Below are 13,832 nucleotides of genomic sequence, written 5' to 3'. Positions count from 1 at the left end.
TTAGCTGAAACCCATGGCATCGGATGGACGTCGGCGGGCGCGGGACACGCGGTTGGATTCGCGTACCCGTGAACGCGCTCGTGCGACGCGCCGCCGTTCGCAGCCCGGGGCTCGTCGTGGTTCGCCGGTCTCGACAACCGAGACCGGCGAACACGAACTCCGCGACGGCAGCGGCGTCGACGATCGGTTCGATACGGCCGCCCGGCTGGTCGACGCCGAACCCGGACCGGACGCGACCGCTGACGGGGCCGCCGAAGCGGCCGTCGAGCGCACCGCCAGGCCGATCCGTTCTGCATCGACCCGGGCTCGTCGCGACCTCGGCGGCCCATCCTTAGGAGAGCGGCTCCTGGCCCGCGCACAGCGGGTCGACGCCAAACGCGCCGTGGTGCTGGCCTTGGTCATCAGTGTGGTCTCCCTGACCCTGGCGATGCCGGTGCGCACCTACTTCGAACAGCGCGCCGAGCTCAACGATCTGACGGCCTCCAACGCCGAGAAACGACGCCAGGTCGTCGACTATCAGCAGAAGGTCAACGAACAGAACGATCCGGCCTACATCGAGGCGAAGGCCCGATCGGAACTACTCTTCGTCAAGCCGGGAGAGACCCCGCTGGTGATGATGTTCCCCGGGGACGAAGCCCGTAAGGCCGCCGCCGAAGAAGCCGAAAAGCGTGCGCGCGCACCGTGGTACGGCAACCTTTTCGAATCGATAGCAACACCGCCGGGAGTCAAGTGAGCTCGTTGGAAGAGGATCTGGCGACGGTCGCCGCCCAGCTGGGGCGCGAACCGCGCGGGGTCCTGGAGATCAGTTACCGCACCCCCGATGGGCGGCCCGCCGTGGTCAAGACTGCGCCGCGGCTGCCCGACGGGACGCCTTTCCCCACGCTCTACTACCTCACCGATCCGCGGCTGACCGCCGAGGCCAGCAGGCAGGAATCGGCCGGGGTGATGCGCGAGATGACCGAGCGGCTGGCCACCGATCCCGAACTCGCGGCCGCCTATCGTCGCGCACATGAGGACTACCTCGCCGAACGCGACGCGATCGAGTCGCTGGGTACCGATTTCACCGGTGGCGGTATGCCGGACCGAGTCAAGTGCCTGCACGTGCTGATCGCGCACTCACTGGCCAAGGGGCCCGGACTCAATCCGCTCGGGGACGAGGCCGTCGCACTGGCGGCCGACTCCGGTCTGCGAGGGACCGCGATTCCCGACGACTGGCCCCGTGCGCGTGGCTCCGATGAGGCCGCAGGCGACGCGCCGAACACCCCCGACACACCGTGACGGTCGTCGGGGCGGTCGACTGCGGCACCAACTCGATCCGCCTGCTGATCGCGACGCCCGGCGTTGCGGGCCGGCTGACCGACGTGCATCGGGAGATGCGGGTCGTCCGGCTCGGACAGGGCGTCGACGCCACCGGTCGTCTGGCCGCCGAAGCGATCGACCGAACGCGGGTCGCCCTCGCCGACTATGTCGACACGATGGTCGCGGCCGGCGTGACGCGCGTGCGGATGGTCGCGACCTCGGCGACACGCGACGCCGCCAATCGTGACGACTTCTTCGCCATGACAGCAGAGCTGCTCGGCCGCGTGGTGCCCGGCGCGTGCGCCGAGGTCATCAGCGGCGACGAGGAGGCCCGACTGTCCTTCCGCGGTGCGGTCGGTGAACTCGATCCCGCCCAGGGGCCGTTCGTGGTGACCGACCTGGGCGGTGGCTCGACCGAGGTCGTGCTGGGTGACGAGCACGGCGTCACGGCAGCCTACTCCGCCGACATCGGATGTGTCCGGACCACCGAACGTGCGTTGCACTCCGATCCGCCCACCGCCGCCGAGGTGACCGCGGCGGAGAGCTTCATCGCCGAACGGCTGGCGCCCGCATTCGCCGCGGTGCCGCTCGAATCGGCTCGCACCTGGGTCGGGGTCGCGGGGACGATGACGACGCTCGCCGCCCTCGACGTCGGACTGGACACCTACGACTCGGACATCATCCATCTGTCCCGGACGCCCCTGGACGACTTCGAAAAGCTCTGTCGCGCAGTCGTTGCGATGCCGAGGTCGGAGCGCGCGGCCCTGGGCCCGATGCATCCCGGCCGCGTCGATGTGATCGGTGGCGGCGCGCTGGTGTCGCTGAAGCTGGCCGAGGAATTCGCCGCGCGGGCGGCGATCGCCGAATTGGTGGTCTCCGAACACGACATTCTCGACGGCATCGCGCTCGGCCTCGTCGACGACGCGGGGTAACCGTCAGTTCTTCCGAGATGTGGTGACGCCCGCAGCCGGCTGGAGTGTGCGTATGCGGAGACCCTCGGCCGGTCGACGAGAATCAGGAGTTCGCGGCCACCGGATTACGCAGGCTGATGTTGTTGCACGCCTCGCACACCGTCTCCGGGATGACGCCGCGGCGCTGCAGGAAGCCGAAGATGACGCAGCCGAGGCAGAAGCCGAATACCGATTCGAGCGTGGCGGCGGCGATCAGCAGCCCGGTGACGATCTGCGCGGCCAACCCGAGGCCGAGCAGGCTGAGCACCAGCGCGGTGGTACTGAAGATGAGGCCGATGGTTTGGGCGAACCGCTTCGGGGGTCCCGGCACCAGCTTGCTCTTGCGCCAGATCTTGGGCGCGATCACGCGGACGGACAACTGGCCGAACGGCGACAGCTTGGGTCCCGACAGCACGCGCAGCAAGAAGCCGAGCGCGAGGATCGCGTACAGCCACGGCTGATTGACGATCACCGACACGAGCGCCAGCACCACGACGAGTCCCGCAGTGGAGCGGGCAGCGTATTCGTTGACCGGGTTGGGGAAGGTGAACACCGACGGTGCGGGCATGGGTCGGACTCCTGACGTGCTGAGCAAACACGACCAAGCTACGACGGGGTCGGCCTGATGGCAAAGGTTGCACGCAGGCGGAGGAAAACTAGTCTGTCTGACCTGGCTCGATCGAATCGGGTGTGACGATGTCGGCATCTGCGTCGCCATCGGACTCGGCTGTCGCCGGGGTGTCGGAGCCGCCGTCGACCGCCGCTCGCTGCGCCGCCTCCCGCATCTCGAATCCGTCGGTGAAGATCTCACCCACCTCGCGGGCGACGTCGACGACGGCGCCGGTGATGATGGTCGCGATCTGACCTACGTGCGTCGCGGTCGATTCCACGAGTTCCTGAACGAGATCCTTGTTGCGTTCGATGCGTTCGACCATCGTCGGGGCTCCTCGGCGTGGCGGTCGGGTGGTGTGCTGTGAGGATACCTGCACCGCACACCACCCGGCAGCAGCCAATCGTCATCGCCGCGCGAGGCTCAGGCTGTGGCCGCGGGTTTGGTGCGTTCGACGATGACCACCAGATCGTCGTCGTCACGGGTCATGAAATTGGGTAGCGACAGCTTCGCGATCTTCTTCCACGTCGACGTCAGCTGTTTGGTCAGCGAACCCGTGTTGTACGGCAGGCCGTGGCGTTCGCAGATCTCGCGAACCTCACCGGCGATCGCCGGATAGCGGCTGGCCGGCAGATCGGGGAACAGGTGATGTTCGATCTGGTGGGACAGATTGCCGCTCATGACGTGGAACAGCGGGCTGCCGGTGATATTCGCCGACCCGAGCATCTGCCGCAGGTACCACTGGCCGCGAGTCTCCTCGGCACATTCCTCTGGGGTGAATGTCTGTGCACCCGAAGGGAAGTGGCCGCAGAAGATGATGGAGTACGTCCAGACGTTGCGCACCAGATTGGCGGTGGCATTGCCCACCAGTGTAGGGATGAACAGCGGTCCGGTCAGTGCTGGGAAGACGACGTAGTCCTTGACGACCTGACGACGGGCCTTGCGCCACATGCCTTTCAGTAGACCTTTGACGTCGCTCCACTTGCGCTTACCGGCGATGATGTTCTCGGTCTCGAGGTCGTGGAGCATCACGCCCCACTCGAACAGCAGCATCAGTGCGGTCGCGTACCCGAGATTGCCGAGGTAGTAGGGATTCCACTTCTGGTCGCGGGCCATCCGGAGGATGCCGTAGCCGATGTCGCGGTCCTGGCCGAGGATGTTGGTGAAGGTGTGGTGCAGGTAGTTGTGACTGTGGCGCCACTGATCGGCCGGACACACGGTGTCCCACTCGAATTCGCGTGAGTTGTAGGTGTCCTCACGCATCCAGTCGTACTGGCCGTGCATCACATTGTGGCCGATCTCCATGTTGTCGAGGATCTTCGACACCGAGAGTGCGCCGACCGCGGCGATCCAGGCGGGCGGGAAGAAGCCGAGATACATCAGTGCGCGGCCGGCCACCTCGAACCCGCGTTGGGCGCGGATGATCGAGTACAGGTACTCGCGGTCGGATTCGCCGAGATCGGCGACGACCCGGGCGCGCAGGGCGTCGAGCTCGCGACCGAGTTCCTCGACCTGCTCATAGGACAGCACGATGGTCGTCGAGTCGGTGGCGGTCGGATCGGTACCGGGGTCGCGGGTGGCGGCCGGTTCGAGGATCTGCGGGAGATGGGCCGGGCGGGTCTGGGGGATGTCGAGCGTCATGGCGTGGTTCCTCCTTCGATGTAGGGGTGGGCCGGACGGCTGGGCTAGATGCGGCTGGGCCAGATGCGGCTGGGCTAGATGCGGATGTCCACGTCGCCCACGGGGGCGTTGACGCAGAGCTGGATCTGGGTGTCGGCTTCGGAGTCGGTCTCGCCGGTGAGCACGTTGCGGGTGCATCCGGAGACCTTGGTTGCGGTGCAGGAGAAGCAGATCCCCATACGGCAACCGAATTCGGGACGCAGGCCCGCCGATTCGGCCTGGTCGAGGATGGTGCGACCGTCGTTGGCGACGGCGGTCGACGACGCGGAGAACGATAGGTCCCCGCTCACCGGCTGATCGGGGTCGACGCTGATCGGCGCCGCGGCGGTGAATGCCTCGCGGTGCAGCGGGCCGAGGAGTTCGGCATCGTGGTGGAAGGTTTCGACGGCGTCCATCAGCGACGGTGGGCCGCAGACGAATACGTCTGCGGTGGCAAGATCGTCGATTCCGTCGAGATGGTCGCCGGTGAAGTGCCCACCGCCGGCCCGGGTGTAGTGGATCCGTAGGTCGAGATTGGGTTCCAGGGCAGCCAGGGCGGTGAGTTCGGCGCGATAGGCGAGGTCGGCGGCGCTCGGCACATAGTGCACGAACGTGATGCGTCCTCCGTAGTGACTCGCGACAAGTGTTCGCAGGATTGAGAGTACAGGTGTAATCCCACTCCCACCGCTGACGAGAACGATCGAGGTCGGGTCGATGCTTGGCAGGTGGAAATCTCCGCCGGCCTGCGACAGCTGTAGGACATCACCCACTCTGGCGTCGTGTGCCAGGTGGCGGGACACGAACCCGTCGTCGTGGCTGGTCACGAGCAATTCGATGTCGCTGTGCGCGTCGCAGGCGGCGTTGGCCGGCGAGAAGCAGCGCGTGTGCCGAACGCCGTCGATAACGACGCCGAGCTGTACGAACTGTCCGGCCCGGTGGCCGCGCCACTGGCGGGTGGGCCGCAGTCGCAGGCGCACGGTGCGCGGGGTGGGGTGGTTGATGGCGACGACGCGGGCGCGCATATCGCGCCAGGTCAGCATGGGGTCGACCAGCTCGAGGTAGCGGTCGAGCGGGTGGGGTGTCACGGTGGCCTCGACGACCGAGCCGATCCATCGGTTCAGGATGCTCATGGGCTGGCTCCCTTCGGATGCTGTTCCAGTGAACAACGATGTTTCAGTGAACAACTGTACACAAACAAGTGTGGCATATGTTCTCGGTGCGGCGTCAAGGGAGAATTTCGTGACCGCCGTCACCAATGGGGGTGGGTTCGGTCCGGGGGCGTGCCTCCTGACGCCTAGACTCGGTGCGTGACCCGGACTCGACACTCGAGCCAGCGTGAGACGCAGTCGCGGGCTGACCGCAAGAATCAGACCCGGCAGGCGCTGCTGGACACCACCATGGAACTGGTCGCCGAACGGAGTTTCGGCAGCATCAGCCTGCGCGAGGTGGCGCGCGGTGCGGGAATCGTCCCGACGGCCTTCTACCGCCATTTCGCCTCTATGGAAGACCTCGGTGTGACCCTCGTCGAGGATTCGATGCGGGTCCTGCGGCGGACATTGCGCGAAGGGCGCCGCGACCTCGCCTCGCGGCAGGTGTTGCCCACCGCACGGATCTCGCTGGAAATCCTGATGCGGCACGTCCGCGACAACGAGTCGCAGTTCCGATTCCTGATTCGTGAGCAACATGGGGGAGTGACCGAGATCCGACGGGCGATCGACACCGAATTGCGGTTGTTCGCCAAGGAACTCGCGATCGACCTGGCGCGGCTACCCGACCTCGCCCGGTGGGAGGCCGAAGATCTCGAACTCGCCGCCGACCTGATCGTCACCATCATGCTCACCGCCGTCGCCGAACTCCTCGACGGCGACCGACGCGGCCGTGATTGGGAATCCGATGTCGTCACCCGAACCGAGCGTCAGCTCGTGATGGTGTTCCTCGGCATGGGTCGTTGGCGCAGCGGAACCGAATAGCCGCACCTCGCCGTCGGGGTCGACCGGCTTCGCGTGCCGCGATACCGGGGCCGGGCGCATTCTGTCGACTTCGAGCCATCACGATTTCAATGGTGGGTTGAGAAGTAGCTCGCGGGCACACTGCCATCGGACCCGATCGCGGTCCGATGCTGTCTCAGAAGGAAAGGTGTCCGGTGTCTCTGCACTTCCACTGGTTTCTGCCCACGTACGGTGATTCGCGCAATCTGATTGCGGGTGGCCACGGCAGCCAGATGACCGGTGATCGTCCCGCCGACCTGCGTTACCTGAAGCAACTGGCCGGCGCGGCCGAGATCAATGGATTCGAAGCAGTGCTGACACCCGCCGGATTGTGGTGTGAGGACGCCTGGTTGACCACCGCTGCGCTGATCGATGCGACCGAGACGCTGAAGTTCCTGGTGGCCTTCCGCCCAGGGCTGCTGAGTCCGACCCTGGCCGCGCAGATGGCCACCACCTTCCAGTACCACTCGCAGGGGCGTCTGCTGGTCAACGTCGTGACCGGTGGGGAGTCCTCCGAGCAGCGTGCCTTCGGGGATTTCCTGGCGAAGAACGCGCGGTACGAGCGGTGCGGGGAGTACCTCGACATCGTCCGGCGGTTGTGGACCTCGGACGAACCCGTCGACGTCGTCGGAAAGCACCTGCGGGTGGAGGGTGCGACCCTCGGTCGACGGCCCGATCCGGTGCCGCAGGTCTTCTTCGGCGGTTCGTCGCCTGCCGCCGGTGACGTCGCCGCCGAATACGCCGACGTCTACCTCACCTGGGGTGAGCGTCCGGACGCGGTGGCCGACAAGATCAACTGGATCAACGGTCTCGCCGCGGAGCGTGCCCGCGATGTCTCGCACGGGATTCGGTTCCACGTGATTGCCCGCGAGACCTCCGCGCAGGCGTGGACCGAGGCGGAGCGGTTGCTGTCCAATCTCGATCCGGCGACGGTTGCCGCGGCCCAGCAGAACCTGGCCCAATCGGAATCCGAAGGGCAGCGGCGGATGTCGGAACTGCACAATCGCGGTGCCGGATTCGCCAATGGCGCAGACCCCCGTTCGCTGCAGATCCACCCCGGCGTGTGGTCGGGTGTCGGTCTGGTCCGCGGCGGAGCCGGTACCGCGCTCGTCGGTTCCTATGACGAGGTCGCCGAGCTGATCGCCGAGTACTCCGCGCTGGGCCTCGAACACTTTGTGCTGTCGGGCTATCCGCATCTGGAGGAGGCCTATCACTTCGGCGAGGGTGTCCGTCCGGCGCTGGCTCGACTGGGCTTGCTCGACGACGATGAGGCCGGCCAGGAGCCGGTGCGCGGCGCGTTCCTGCCCACCCTGCAGGCCGCCTCGTCCTGATCCGGCCGACGCCCGATCTCGTCTCCCACCACATACACACGTCATCACGAGCGGACCGGTCCGTCCGACCGCTCTCACCGGAGGTAATCATGTCCACCGAATCCATCGCCGATCAGATCAAGTTCGCCTACTGGGTGCCCAACGTCAGTGGGGGCCTGGTCACCAGTGACATCGAACAGCGCACGAGCTGGGACTACGAGTACAACGTCAAGCTCGCACAGACCGCGGAGAACAACGGCTTCGAATATGCCCTCTCGCAGGTGCGCTACGAGGCCAGCTACGGTGCCGAATTCCAGCATGAGTCCACCAGTTTCAGCCTCGCGCTGCTACTCGCGACGCAGCGGCTCAAGGTGATCGCCGCCGTCCATCCGGGGCTGTGGCACCCGGCCGTGCTGGCGAAGTTCGGCGCCACCGCCGACCACCTGTCCAACGGACGCTTCGCGATCAACGTCGTCAGCGGCTGGTTCAAGGACGAGTTCATCCACCTCGGCGAGCAGTGGCTCGAGCACGACGAGCGCTACCGCCGCAGCGGCGAGTTCCTGCAGGCGATCCGCAAGATCTGGACAGAGGACGACGTCGAGTTCAGCGGTGACTTCTACCGCATCCACGACTTCACACTGAAGCCCAAGCCGCTCAACACCCCGGAACGGCCCAACCCCGAACTCTTCCAGGGCGGCAACTCGACGGCTGCCCGCAACAACGGTGGCCGCTACGCCGACTGGTACTTCTCCAACGGCAAGGATTTCGACGGCGTCACCGAGCAACTCGACGACCTGCGTGCGGTCGCCCGGGCACACGACCGGTCGGTCAAATTCGGACTCAACGGCTTCATCATCGCCCGCGACACCGAGAAGGAGGCTCGCGACACTCTCCGCGAGATCGTGGAGAAGGCGAATCGTCCAGCAGTGGAAGGATTCCGGAGTGCGGTGCAACAGGCAGGCAACTCCACCGGGGACAAGCAGGGCATGTGGGCGGATTCGACCTTCGAGGATCTCGTCCAGTACAACGACGGATTCCGCACGCAGCTGATCGGGACGCCCGAGCAGGTTGCGGAGCGAATCGTCGCCTACAAGCGTCTCGGCGTCGACCTCATCCTCGGCGGCTTCCTGCACTTCCAGGAGGAGATCGAGTACTTCGGCGAGAAGGTGCTGCCGCTCGTACGTGAGCTGGAGGCCGCCGAAGCTCCCGCCGGTGTCGCATGACCCTCGCGTCACCCGCAATTCGCATCACCTCGGCAGCGCAGGCGCTGGAATCGGCGCGCACCCTGGCGGTGGAATTCGCCGCCGGGGCCGCCGACCGCGATCGGCGGCGCCGGCTGCCCCACGACGAGATCGATCGATTGTCGGCGGCCGGTCTGCTCGCACTGACCGTGCCTGCCGAGTTCGGTGGCGCCGATCTGCCACCGAGCGTGGTCGCCGAGGTGATCGCCATCCTGGCCGCGGCCGATCCGAGTATCGCGCAGATTCCGCACAGTCATTTCGTCTATCTGAACCTGCTCCGGCTGGTCGGTGACGGCGACCTGTCGGCACGGATCTTCGGTGCCGTCCTCGATGGTGGCCGGGTCGCCAACGCCCAATCCGAGCGTGGCGGTAAGACGATCGCCGACATCACCACCCGGCTGACACCGGCCGCCGACGGCGGATTCGTCCTGAACGGTGAGAAGTTCTACTGCACCGGTTCGCTGTTTGCACACACCCTGGCCGTCCTGGCCCGCCTCGACGAGCCTGCGGTCGGGCTGGCGTCGGGCGAGTACATCGCGTTCATCCAGGCCGACGCTCCCGGCGTCGAGGTGATCGACGACTGGAATGCCCTGGGGCAGCGGACCACCGGATCGGGGACGGTGCGCCTGACCGAGGTGGCGGTGTCCTCGGCCGACCTGGTGGCGCGCGCCGGTGCGGTCTCGGCGCCCACCGGCTACGGAGCATTCGCGCAACTGCTGCACGTCGCGATCGACGTGGGCATCGCCCGCGGGGCGCTGGCGGCGGCGGGGGAGTTCGTCCGCACGAAGTCGCGGCCGTGGTTCGAGGCCGGGGTGGATCAGGCCACCGACGATCCGTTGTTGGTGCAGCGGTTCGGCGAACTCGCGGTCGAGGTAGCGACGGCCGAGGCGGTACTCGCCGAGGCCGGTCGGCGCGTGGACGAGGCGGTTGCCCACCGGGCAGATGCCGAATCCGCCGACGCGGTCGCACGGGCGTCGATTGCGGTGGCGACCGGAAAAGTCGTGGCCGATCGGGTGGTGACGGCCGTGTCGTCGGCGCTGTTCGAGGTCGGCGGTACCCGCAGCGCAGTCGGGGGTGACGGTCTGGACCGGTACTGGCGCGACGGTCGCACCCATACGCTGCACGATCCGGTGCGGTGGAAGCTACAACGTATCGGCCGGTATGCCTTGGTAGGTGAACGGCCGCCGTTGCATGGGGTGATCTGACGGCGACGTCGTCTCTTTGGGCGATCCTGCTGCCGACGGCATGTGGTGGCGGATGTGGCAGCCTAAGCTCGGTGACATGTCCGATGAGCGCGTCACCAGGCAGTTCGGCCCGTACCGGCTGGACAAGCTGCTGGGTCGCGGCGGGATGGGCGAGGTGTATCGCGCCTACGACACGGTCAAGGATCGGGTCGTCGCGCTGAAGTTGCTCAACGCCGGACTGGCGACCGATTCGATGTACCAGGAGCGGTTCCGCCGCGAGTCGCATGCCGCCGCCAGACTTGGTGAGCCGCATGTGATCCCGATCCACGACTGGGGTCAGATCGACGGCGTGCTGTTCATCGACATGCGCCTGGTCGAGGGGGAGGACCTGCGCGCGCTCCTCAAACGCGAGCACCGTCTCGATCCTTCGCGTGCGGTCGCCATCGTCGCGCAGGTGGCTTCCGCGCTGGATGCGGCGCATGCACAACGGCTCGTGCACCGTGACGTGAAGCCGGAGAACATCCTGGTCGGCGCGGATGATTTCGCCTACCTCGTCGATTTCGGTATCGCCCACGCCGCCGACGACACCCACCTCACCCAGGCCGGCACCGCGATCGGTTCCGTCGCGTATATGGCACCCGAACTCTTCGACGACGCCGAGATCACCGCGGCCGCCGACATCTACGCGCTGTCCTGTGTGTTGTTCGAGTGCCTGACCGGGCAGGTCCCGCATCCGGCCGATTCGGTCAGTGCGTCGCTGATGGCGGCGCTGTCCGGTCCGCCCCCGGCTCCGAGCTCGGTCAACGTCGACGTGCCCGCGGCCTTCGACCCGGTCATCGGCCGGGGTCTCGCCCTCGATCCGGCTCAACGGTTTCACCGGGCGAGTGATCTCGCGCGCGCCGCGCACGCCGCGCTGGTGGCGCCGACGCAGCCGGTGTCGGCTCCGCCGACCATCACCCCGGCCCGGCCGTCCATCAACCCGGCCCCGCCGACCGTCACCGCGGCACCCGCGGGGCAGGCATGGCCGCAACAGACCGGTTCTGATCCGACGCTGCGCGTGCCCGGGCTTCCGCCGCGTACGGTGACCCCGGCCGCCGGGGTCCCGACGGCCTCCGGGCCGGTCGGGTATCCGCCACCGCCGTCGTCGTATCCCCCTGCACGGCAAAAGAATTCGCCGGTGATGCCGATACTGTTCGGGGTGATCGCAGTGGCGATCATCGGGGTGGTGGTGCTCGGCGGCATCCTGCTCTTCGGTCGTGGTGGCGACGATTCGTCGGATACTCCCGCCGCGAGCACCTCGACGGTGACCAAGGTGGTCCCGGGTGGCGAGACTCCGTCGACCCCGGCCTCTGAATCGCCGGTGACCCCGGTCACCCCGCCACCTGGATCGGTGCCCTGCGATTCGACGGTCGGGATCGGTACCCAGGTGACGAGTTGTTCGTTCGCGGCGGCCGTCCGCGATGCATACCTGCGGTCGGGGCCGAAGGGTACCGCCCGGGTGGTGACCGCCTACAGCCCGGTCACCAGCCAGTCGTATCAGATGTCGTGCGCACCGGAATCCGGCATCGTGATCTGCCGGGGAGGTAACGACGCGGTGGTACACATCTACTGATGGGGGTCGCATCGGTGAGGGTCATCGGAGGCGGGTTGCGCCGCAGGTCGTGGGTTCGGGCGGTGGCGCTGGTGGGTGTCGTGCTGGTGGGTCCGGGTGTGCTGGCCGGATGTTCGTCGCCGGAGGCCGATCAGCCCGCCGCCACCGTCACGGTGACCTCGACCATCGGGTCGTCACCGCCGGGTGTGGAATCTGGTTCGTCGTCGGTGCCGACGACGCGGGGGGCGGACTATCCGGGGCTGCGCGACAGCTTCACGGCTGCGGTGTCCGTCACGGGTGCGACCGTCGGGGTCGCGATGGCGCCGGTTGGCGGTGACGCGGTCGCCGCCCTGACCCTCGGCGATCGGACCGACCGGGTCGCCTGGTCCACGATCAAGGTGCCGTTGGCCGTCGCCGCCGAGCGGGTGAACGGCCCGTCGGCCGCCGAGACCGCCGCCATCATCGACTCCGACAACGATGCGGCCCAGACGTTGTGGTCGTCGCTCGGCTCGGATGCGGCTGCCGCGCAAGCGGTCACGTCGGTCCTTCGCGAGGGTGGCGACCAGACGTCGGTGGTGCCTGCACGGCAACGCCGGGCCGGGTACACCATCTTCGGGCAGACGCGGTGGTCGCTTTCGGCCGCGGCCACCTTCACCGCGCATCTGCCCTGTATGCCCGGCACCGATCATGTGCGCGGGTTGATGGGGCGTGTGGCGGGCAATCAGCAGTGGGGTGTGGAGATCATGCGTGCGCCGACGTCGACGGCGGTCAAGGGCGGGTGGGGGCCGGGCGAATCGTCGGGCTATCTGGTCCGCCAGATCGGCATCATCACCTTCGGCGACGGACGGGCGACGGCCGTCGCGATGAGCGCGCTTGCCGGATCGATGTCGGGAGGTGTTGCGGCCCTCAATGCGGTCGCGAACTGGTTGTCACGTCACCTGCGGTCCTTGCCGCGGGGACGATGCCCGGCTTGAGGTGCGCCGACTGTCCCGCCGTGACTGTTGTATCTGCATCGGGTCGCGGGCTGATTCCGATTCCGTAACCGGGTTGGCGGCTCGGCGGACGAGTCGTTAGCGTCAGAAGCCTCTGTTGCAAAAGGGGCAGAAGTGACAATTGTTAAACGTGTATTCGTGGTGACCGTGACTTTCGCCTGCTGTCTCGTGGCCGGCGTCGGGACTGCCTTCGGCGCCCCCGGTCTGGCCGGGCTTCCACTGGCACAGCCCCTCGCCGAGATCCTCACCCCGCCGACCCCGGTGGACGGGAAGCTGTCGAAGGGTTTCGCCGCACTGCAGAAGTCGATGCGGAAATCGCTACCCGGCCGGATGGGGATGGCCATCGTGCCGATCGGCGGTGATCGCGCCATCTCCCTGGGGCCGTTGAAGACGGGCCGCGCGTGGTCGACGCTGAAGGTGCCGGTGTCGCTGGCCGCCCAGCGCAAGGGCGGCCCGGACGTGGCTGCCCTGGAGAATAAGGCGATCACGCTGTCCGACAACGACGCCGCCGGTGACCTGTGGGGCTTCCTGGGCGGTGGCGTCGCCTCGGTCGACGCGGTGACCGCAGTCCTGCGGGAGGGACACGATCCGCGCACGCGGGTCTCGTCGGAGGTCGACGTCCCCAAGTCCTACCCCGGTCATACCGCGTGGGCGCTGGCCGATCAGGCGCGGTTCGCCGCGCATCTGCCCTGTATGGACGGCAGTGAGCAGGTGATCCGCCTGATGAGCGCGGTCGCCCCCAATCAGCAGTGGGGAGTGGCCGGCGTCGGCAGGTCGTCGGGTGCGATCTCGGCGGTCAAAGGCGGTTGGGGTCCCGCCACGTCGGCATCGGTGGGCTACCTCGTTCGGCAGGTCGCGATCGTCTCGACGCGGCGTGGACAGGTCGCGGTGTCCCTGGCCGCCGTACCGCGCAGCGGCCGGTTCCAGGACGGCATTGCCATGCTCAACCGGATGGGCAGATGGCTCGGCAAGTACTACGCGCAACTGCCGGTCGGCCGCTGCTGAGCT

13 protein-coding genes and 1 pseudogene are annotated in these 13,832 nt (G+C 67.3%); 10 read left to right on the top strand and 4 right to left on the bottom strand.

Annotated features, from left to right (window positions below; genetic code table 11):
- Positions 1-13 precede the first annotated feature (13 nt).
- Genes QSJ18_RS17130 through QSJ18_RS17120 form a run of 3 tightly spaced genes read left to right on the top strand, consistent with a single transcriptional unit; the run spans position 14 to position 2,231 of the window.
- Positions 14-733, top strand: coding sequence for an FtsB family cell division protein (locus QSJ18_RS17130; RefSeq protein WP_286327819.1), 720 nt, complete (start codon positions 14-16; stop codon positions 731-733).
- Positions 730-1,278, top strand: a complete 549-nt coding sequence (locus QSJ18_RS17125; RefSeq protein ID WP_286327818.1) for a DUF501 domain-containing protein — start codon at positions 730-732, stop codon at positions 1,276-1,278. Before QSJ18_RS17130 ends, QSJ18_RS17125 begins: the two co-directional genes overlap by 4 nt.
- Entirely contained in the window at positions 1,275-2,231 is a 957-nt protein-coding gene (locus QSJ18_RS17120) for a Ppx/GppA phosphatase family protein (protein WP_286327816.1), read from the top strand. Before QSJ18_RS17125 ends, QSJ18_RS17120 begins: the two co-directional genes overlap by 4 nt.
- An 82-nt stretch (positions 2,232-2,313) precedes the next feature.
- On the opposite strand, the gene QSJ18_RS17115 is transcribed toward QSJ18_RS17120, so the two are convergent.
- From QSJ18_RS17115 to QSJ18_RS17100, 4 genes and pseudogenes are all read right to left on the bottom strand, one after another.
- Positions 2,314-2,817: a DUF4395 domain-containing protein gene (locus QSJ18_RS17115; RefSeq protein ID WP_286327815.1), complete on the bottom strand. Its 504-nt coding sequence runs from the start codon at positions 2,815-2,817 to the stop codon at positions 2,314-2,316.
- A 183-nt stretch (positions 2,818-3,000) separates the two neighbouring features.
- Positions 3,001-3,184 (bottom strand): annotated as a pseudogene (locus QSJ18_RS17110) (hypothetical protein); the annotation flags it as partial.
- A 98-nt stretch (positions 3,185-3,282) separates the two neighbouring features.
- Positions 3,283-4,500 carry a fatty acid desaturase family protein gene (locus QSJ18_RS17105; RefSeq protein WP_286327813.1) on the bottom strand — a complete coding sequence of 406 codons (1,218 nt, stop codon included), beginning with the start codon at positions 4,498-4,500 and terminating at the stop codon, positions 3,283-3,285.
- A 74-nt stretch (positions 4,501-4,574) separates the two neighbouring features.
- A complete protein-coding gene (locus QSJ18_RS17100) occupies positions 4,575-5,648 on the bottom strand; it encodes a ferredoxin reductase (protein ID WP_286327811.1) in 1,074 nt (357 codons plus the stop codon).
- A 177-nt stretch (positions 5,649-5,825) separates the two neighbouring features.
- Here QSJ18_RS17100 and QSJ18_RS17095 point away from each other — a divergent pair, with 177 nt between their 5' ends.
- The 7 genes from QSJ18_RS17095 (at position 5,826) to QSJ18_RS17065 (ending at position 13,829) form a co-directional block, all read left to right on the top strand.
- Positions 5,826-6,488, top strand: a complete 663-nt coding sequence (locus QSJ18_RS17095) for a TetR family transcriptional regulator (RefSeq protein WP_286327810.1) — start codon at positions 5,826-5,828, stop codon at positions 6,486-6,488.
- A 173-nt stretch (positions 6,489-6,661) separates the two neighbouring features.
- Positions 6,662-7,837: an LLM class flavin-dependent oxidoreductase gene (locus QSJ18_RS17090; RefSeq protein WP_286327808.1), complete on the top strand. Its 1,176-nt coding sequence runs from the start codon at positions 6,662-6,664 to the stop codon at positions 7,835-7,837.
- An 89-nt stretch (positions 7,838-7,926) separates the two neighbouring features.
- The gene (gene sfnG, locus QSJ18_RS17085) at positions 7,927-9,039 is read left to right on the top strand and encodes a dimethylsulfone monooxygenase SfnG (RefSeq protein ID WP_286327807.1); all 1,113 of its coding nucleotides are present in this window, start codon (positions 7,927-7,929) and stop codon (positions 9,037-9,039) included.
- A complete protein-coding gene (locus QSJ18_RS17080; protein WP_286327806.1) occupies positions 9,036-10,262 on the top strand; it encodes an SfnB family sulfur acquisition oxidoreductase in 1,227 nt (408 codons plus the stop codon). The genes sfnG and QSJ18_RS17080 overlap by 4 nt, the downstream gene beginning before the upstream one ends.
- 76 nt (positions 10,263-10,338) lie before the next feature.
- A complete protein-coding gene (locus tag QSJ18_RS17075; protein ID WP_286327805.1) occupies positions 10,339-11,853 on the top strand; it encodes a serine/threonine-protein kinase in 1,515 nt (504 codons plus the stop codon).
- 62 nt (positions 11,854-11,915) lie between these two features.
- Positions 11,916-12,806, top strand: a complete 891-nt coding sequence (locus QSJ18_RS17070) for a serine hydrolase (protein WP_462476108.1) — start codon at positions 11,916-11,918, stop codon at positions 12,804-12,806.
- A gap of 156 nt (positions 12,807-12,962) precedes the next feature.
- Positions 12,963-13,829 carry a serine hydrolase gene (locus QSJ18_RS17065; RefSeq protein ID WP_462476105.1) on the top strand — a complete coding sequence of 289 codons (867 nt, stop codon included), beginning with the start codon at positions 12,963-12,965 and terminating at the stop codon, positions 13,827-13,829.
- The last annotated feature ends 3 nt before the right edge of the window (positions 13,830-13,832 follow it).

This window comes from Gordonia heveisoli, from assembly GCF_030315745.1.
Lineage (GTDB): Bacteria > Actinomycetota > Actinomycetes > Mycobacteriales > Mycobacteriaceae > Gordonia.
This window is presented reverse-complemented; position numbering and strand designations above follow the sequence as displayed.

Excerpts from the sequence above, each read along its gene's own strand:
- QSJ18_RS17080 (WP_286327806.1), top strand. The coding sequence starts at position 9,036 with ATGACCCTCGCGTCACCCGCAATTCGCATCACCTCGGCAGCGCAGGCG.
- QSJ18_RS17075 (WP_286327805.1), top strand. The coding sequence starts at position 10,339 with ATGTCCGATGAGCGCGTCACCAGGCAGTTCGGCCCGTACCGGCTGGAC.
- QSJ18_RS17105 (WP_286327813.1), bottom strand. The coding sequence starts at position 4,500 with ATGACGCTCGACATCCCCCAGACCCGCCCGGCCCATCTCCCGCAGATC.
- QSJ18_RS17115 (WP_286327815.1), bottom strand. The coding sequence starts at position 2,817 with ATGCCCGCACCGTCGGTGTTCACCTTCCCCAACCCGGTCAACGAATAC.
- QSJ18_RS17130 (WP_286327819.1), top strand. The coding sequence starts at position 14 with ATGGCATCGGATGGACGTCGGCGGGCGCGGGACACGCGGTTGGATTCG.
- QSJ18_RS17100 (WP_286327811.1), bottom strand. The coding sequence starts at position 5,648 with ATGAGCATCCTGAACCGATGGATCGGCTCGGTCGTCGAGGCCACCGTG.
- sfnG (WP_286327807.1), top strand. The coding sequence starts at position 7,927 with ATGTCCACCGAATCCATCGCCGATCAGATCAAGTTCGCCTACTGGGTG.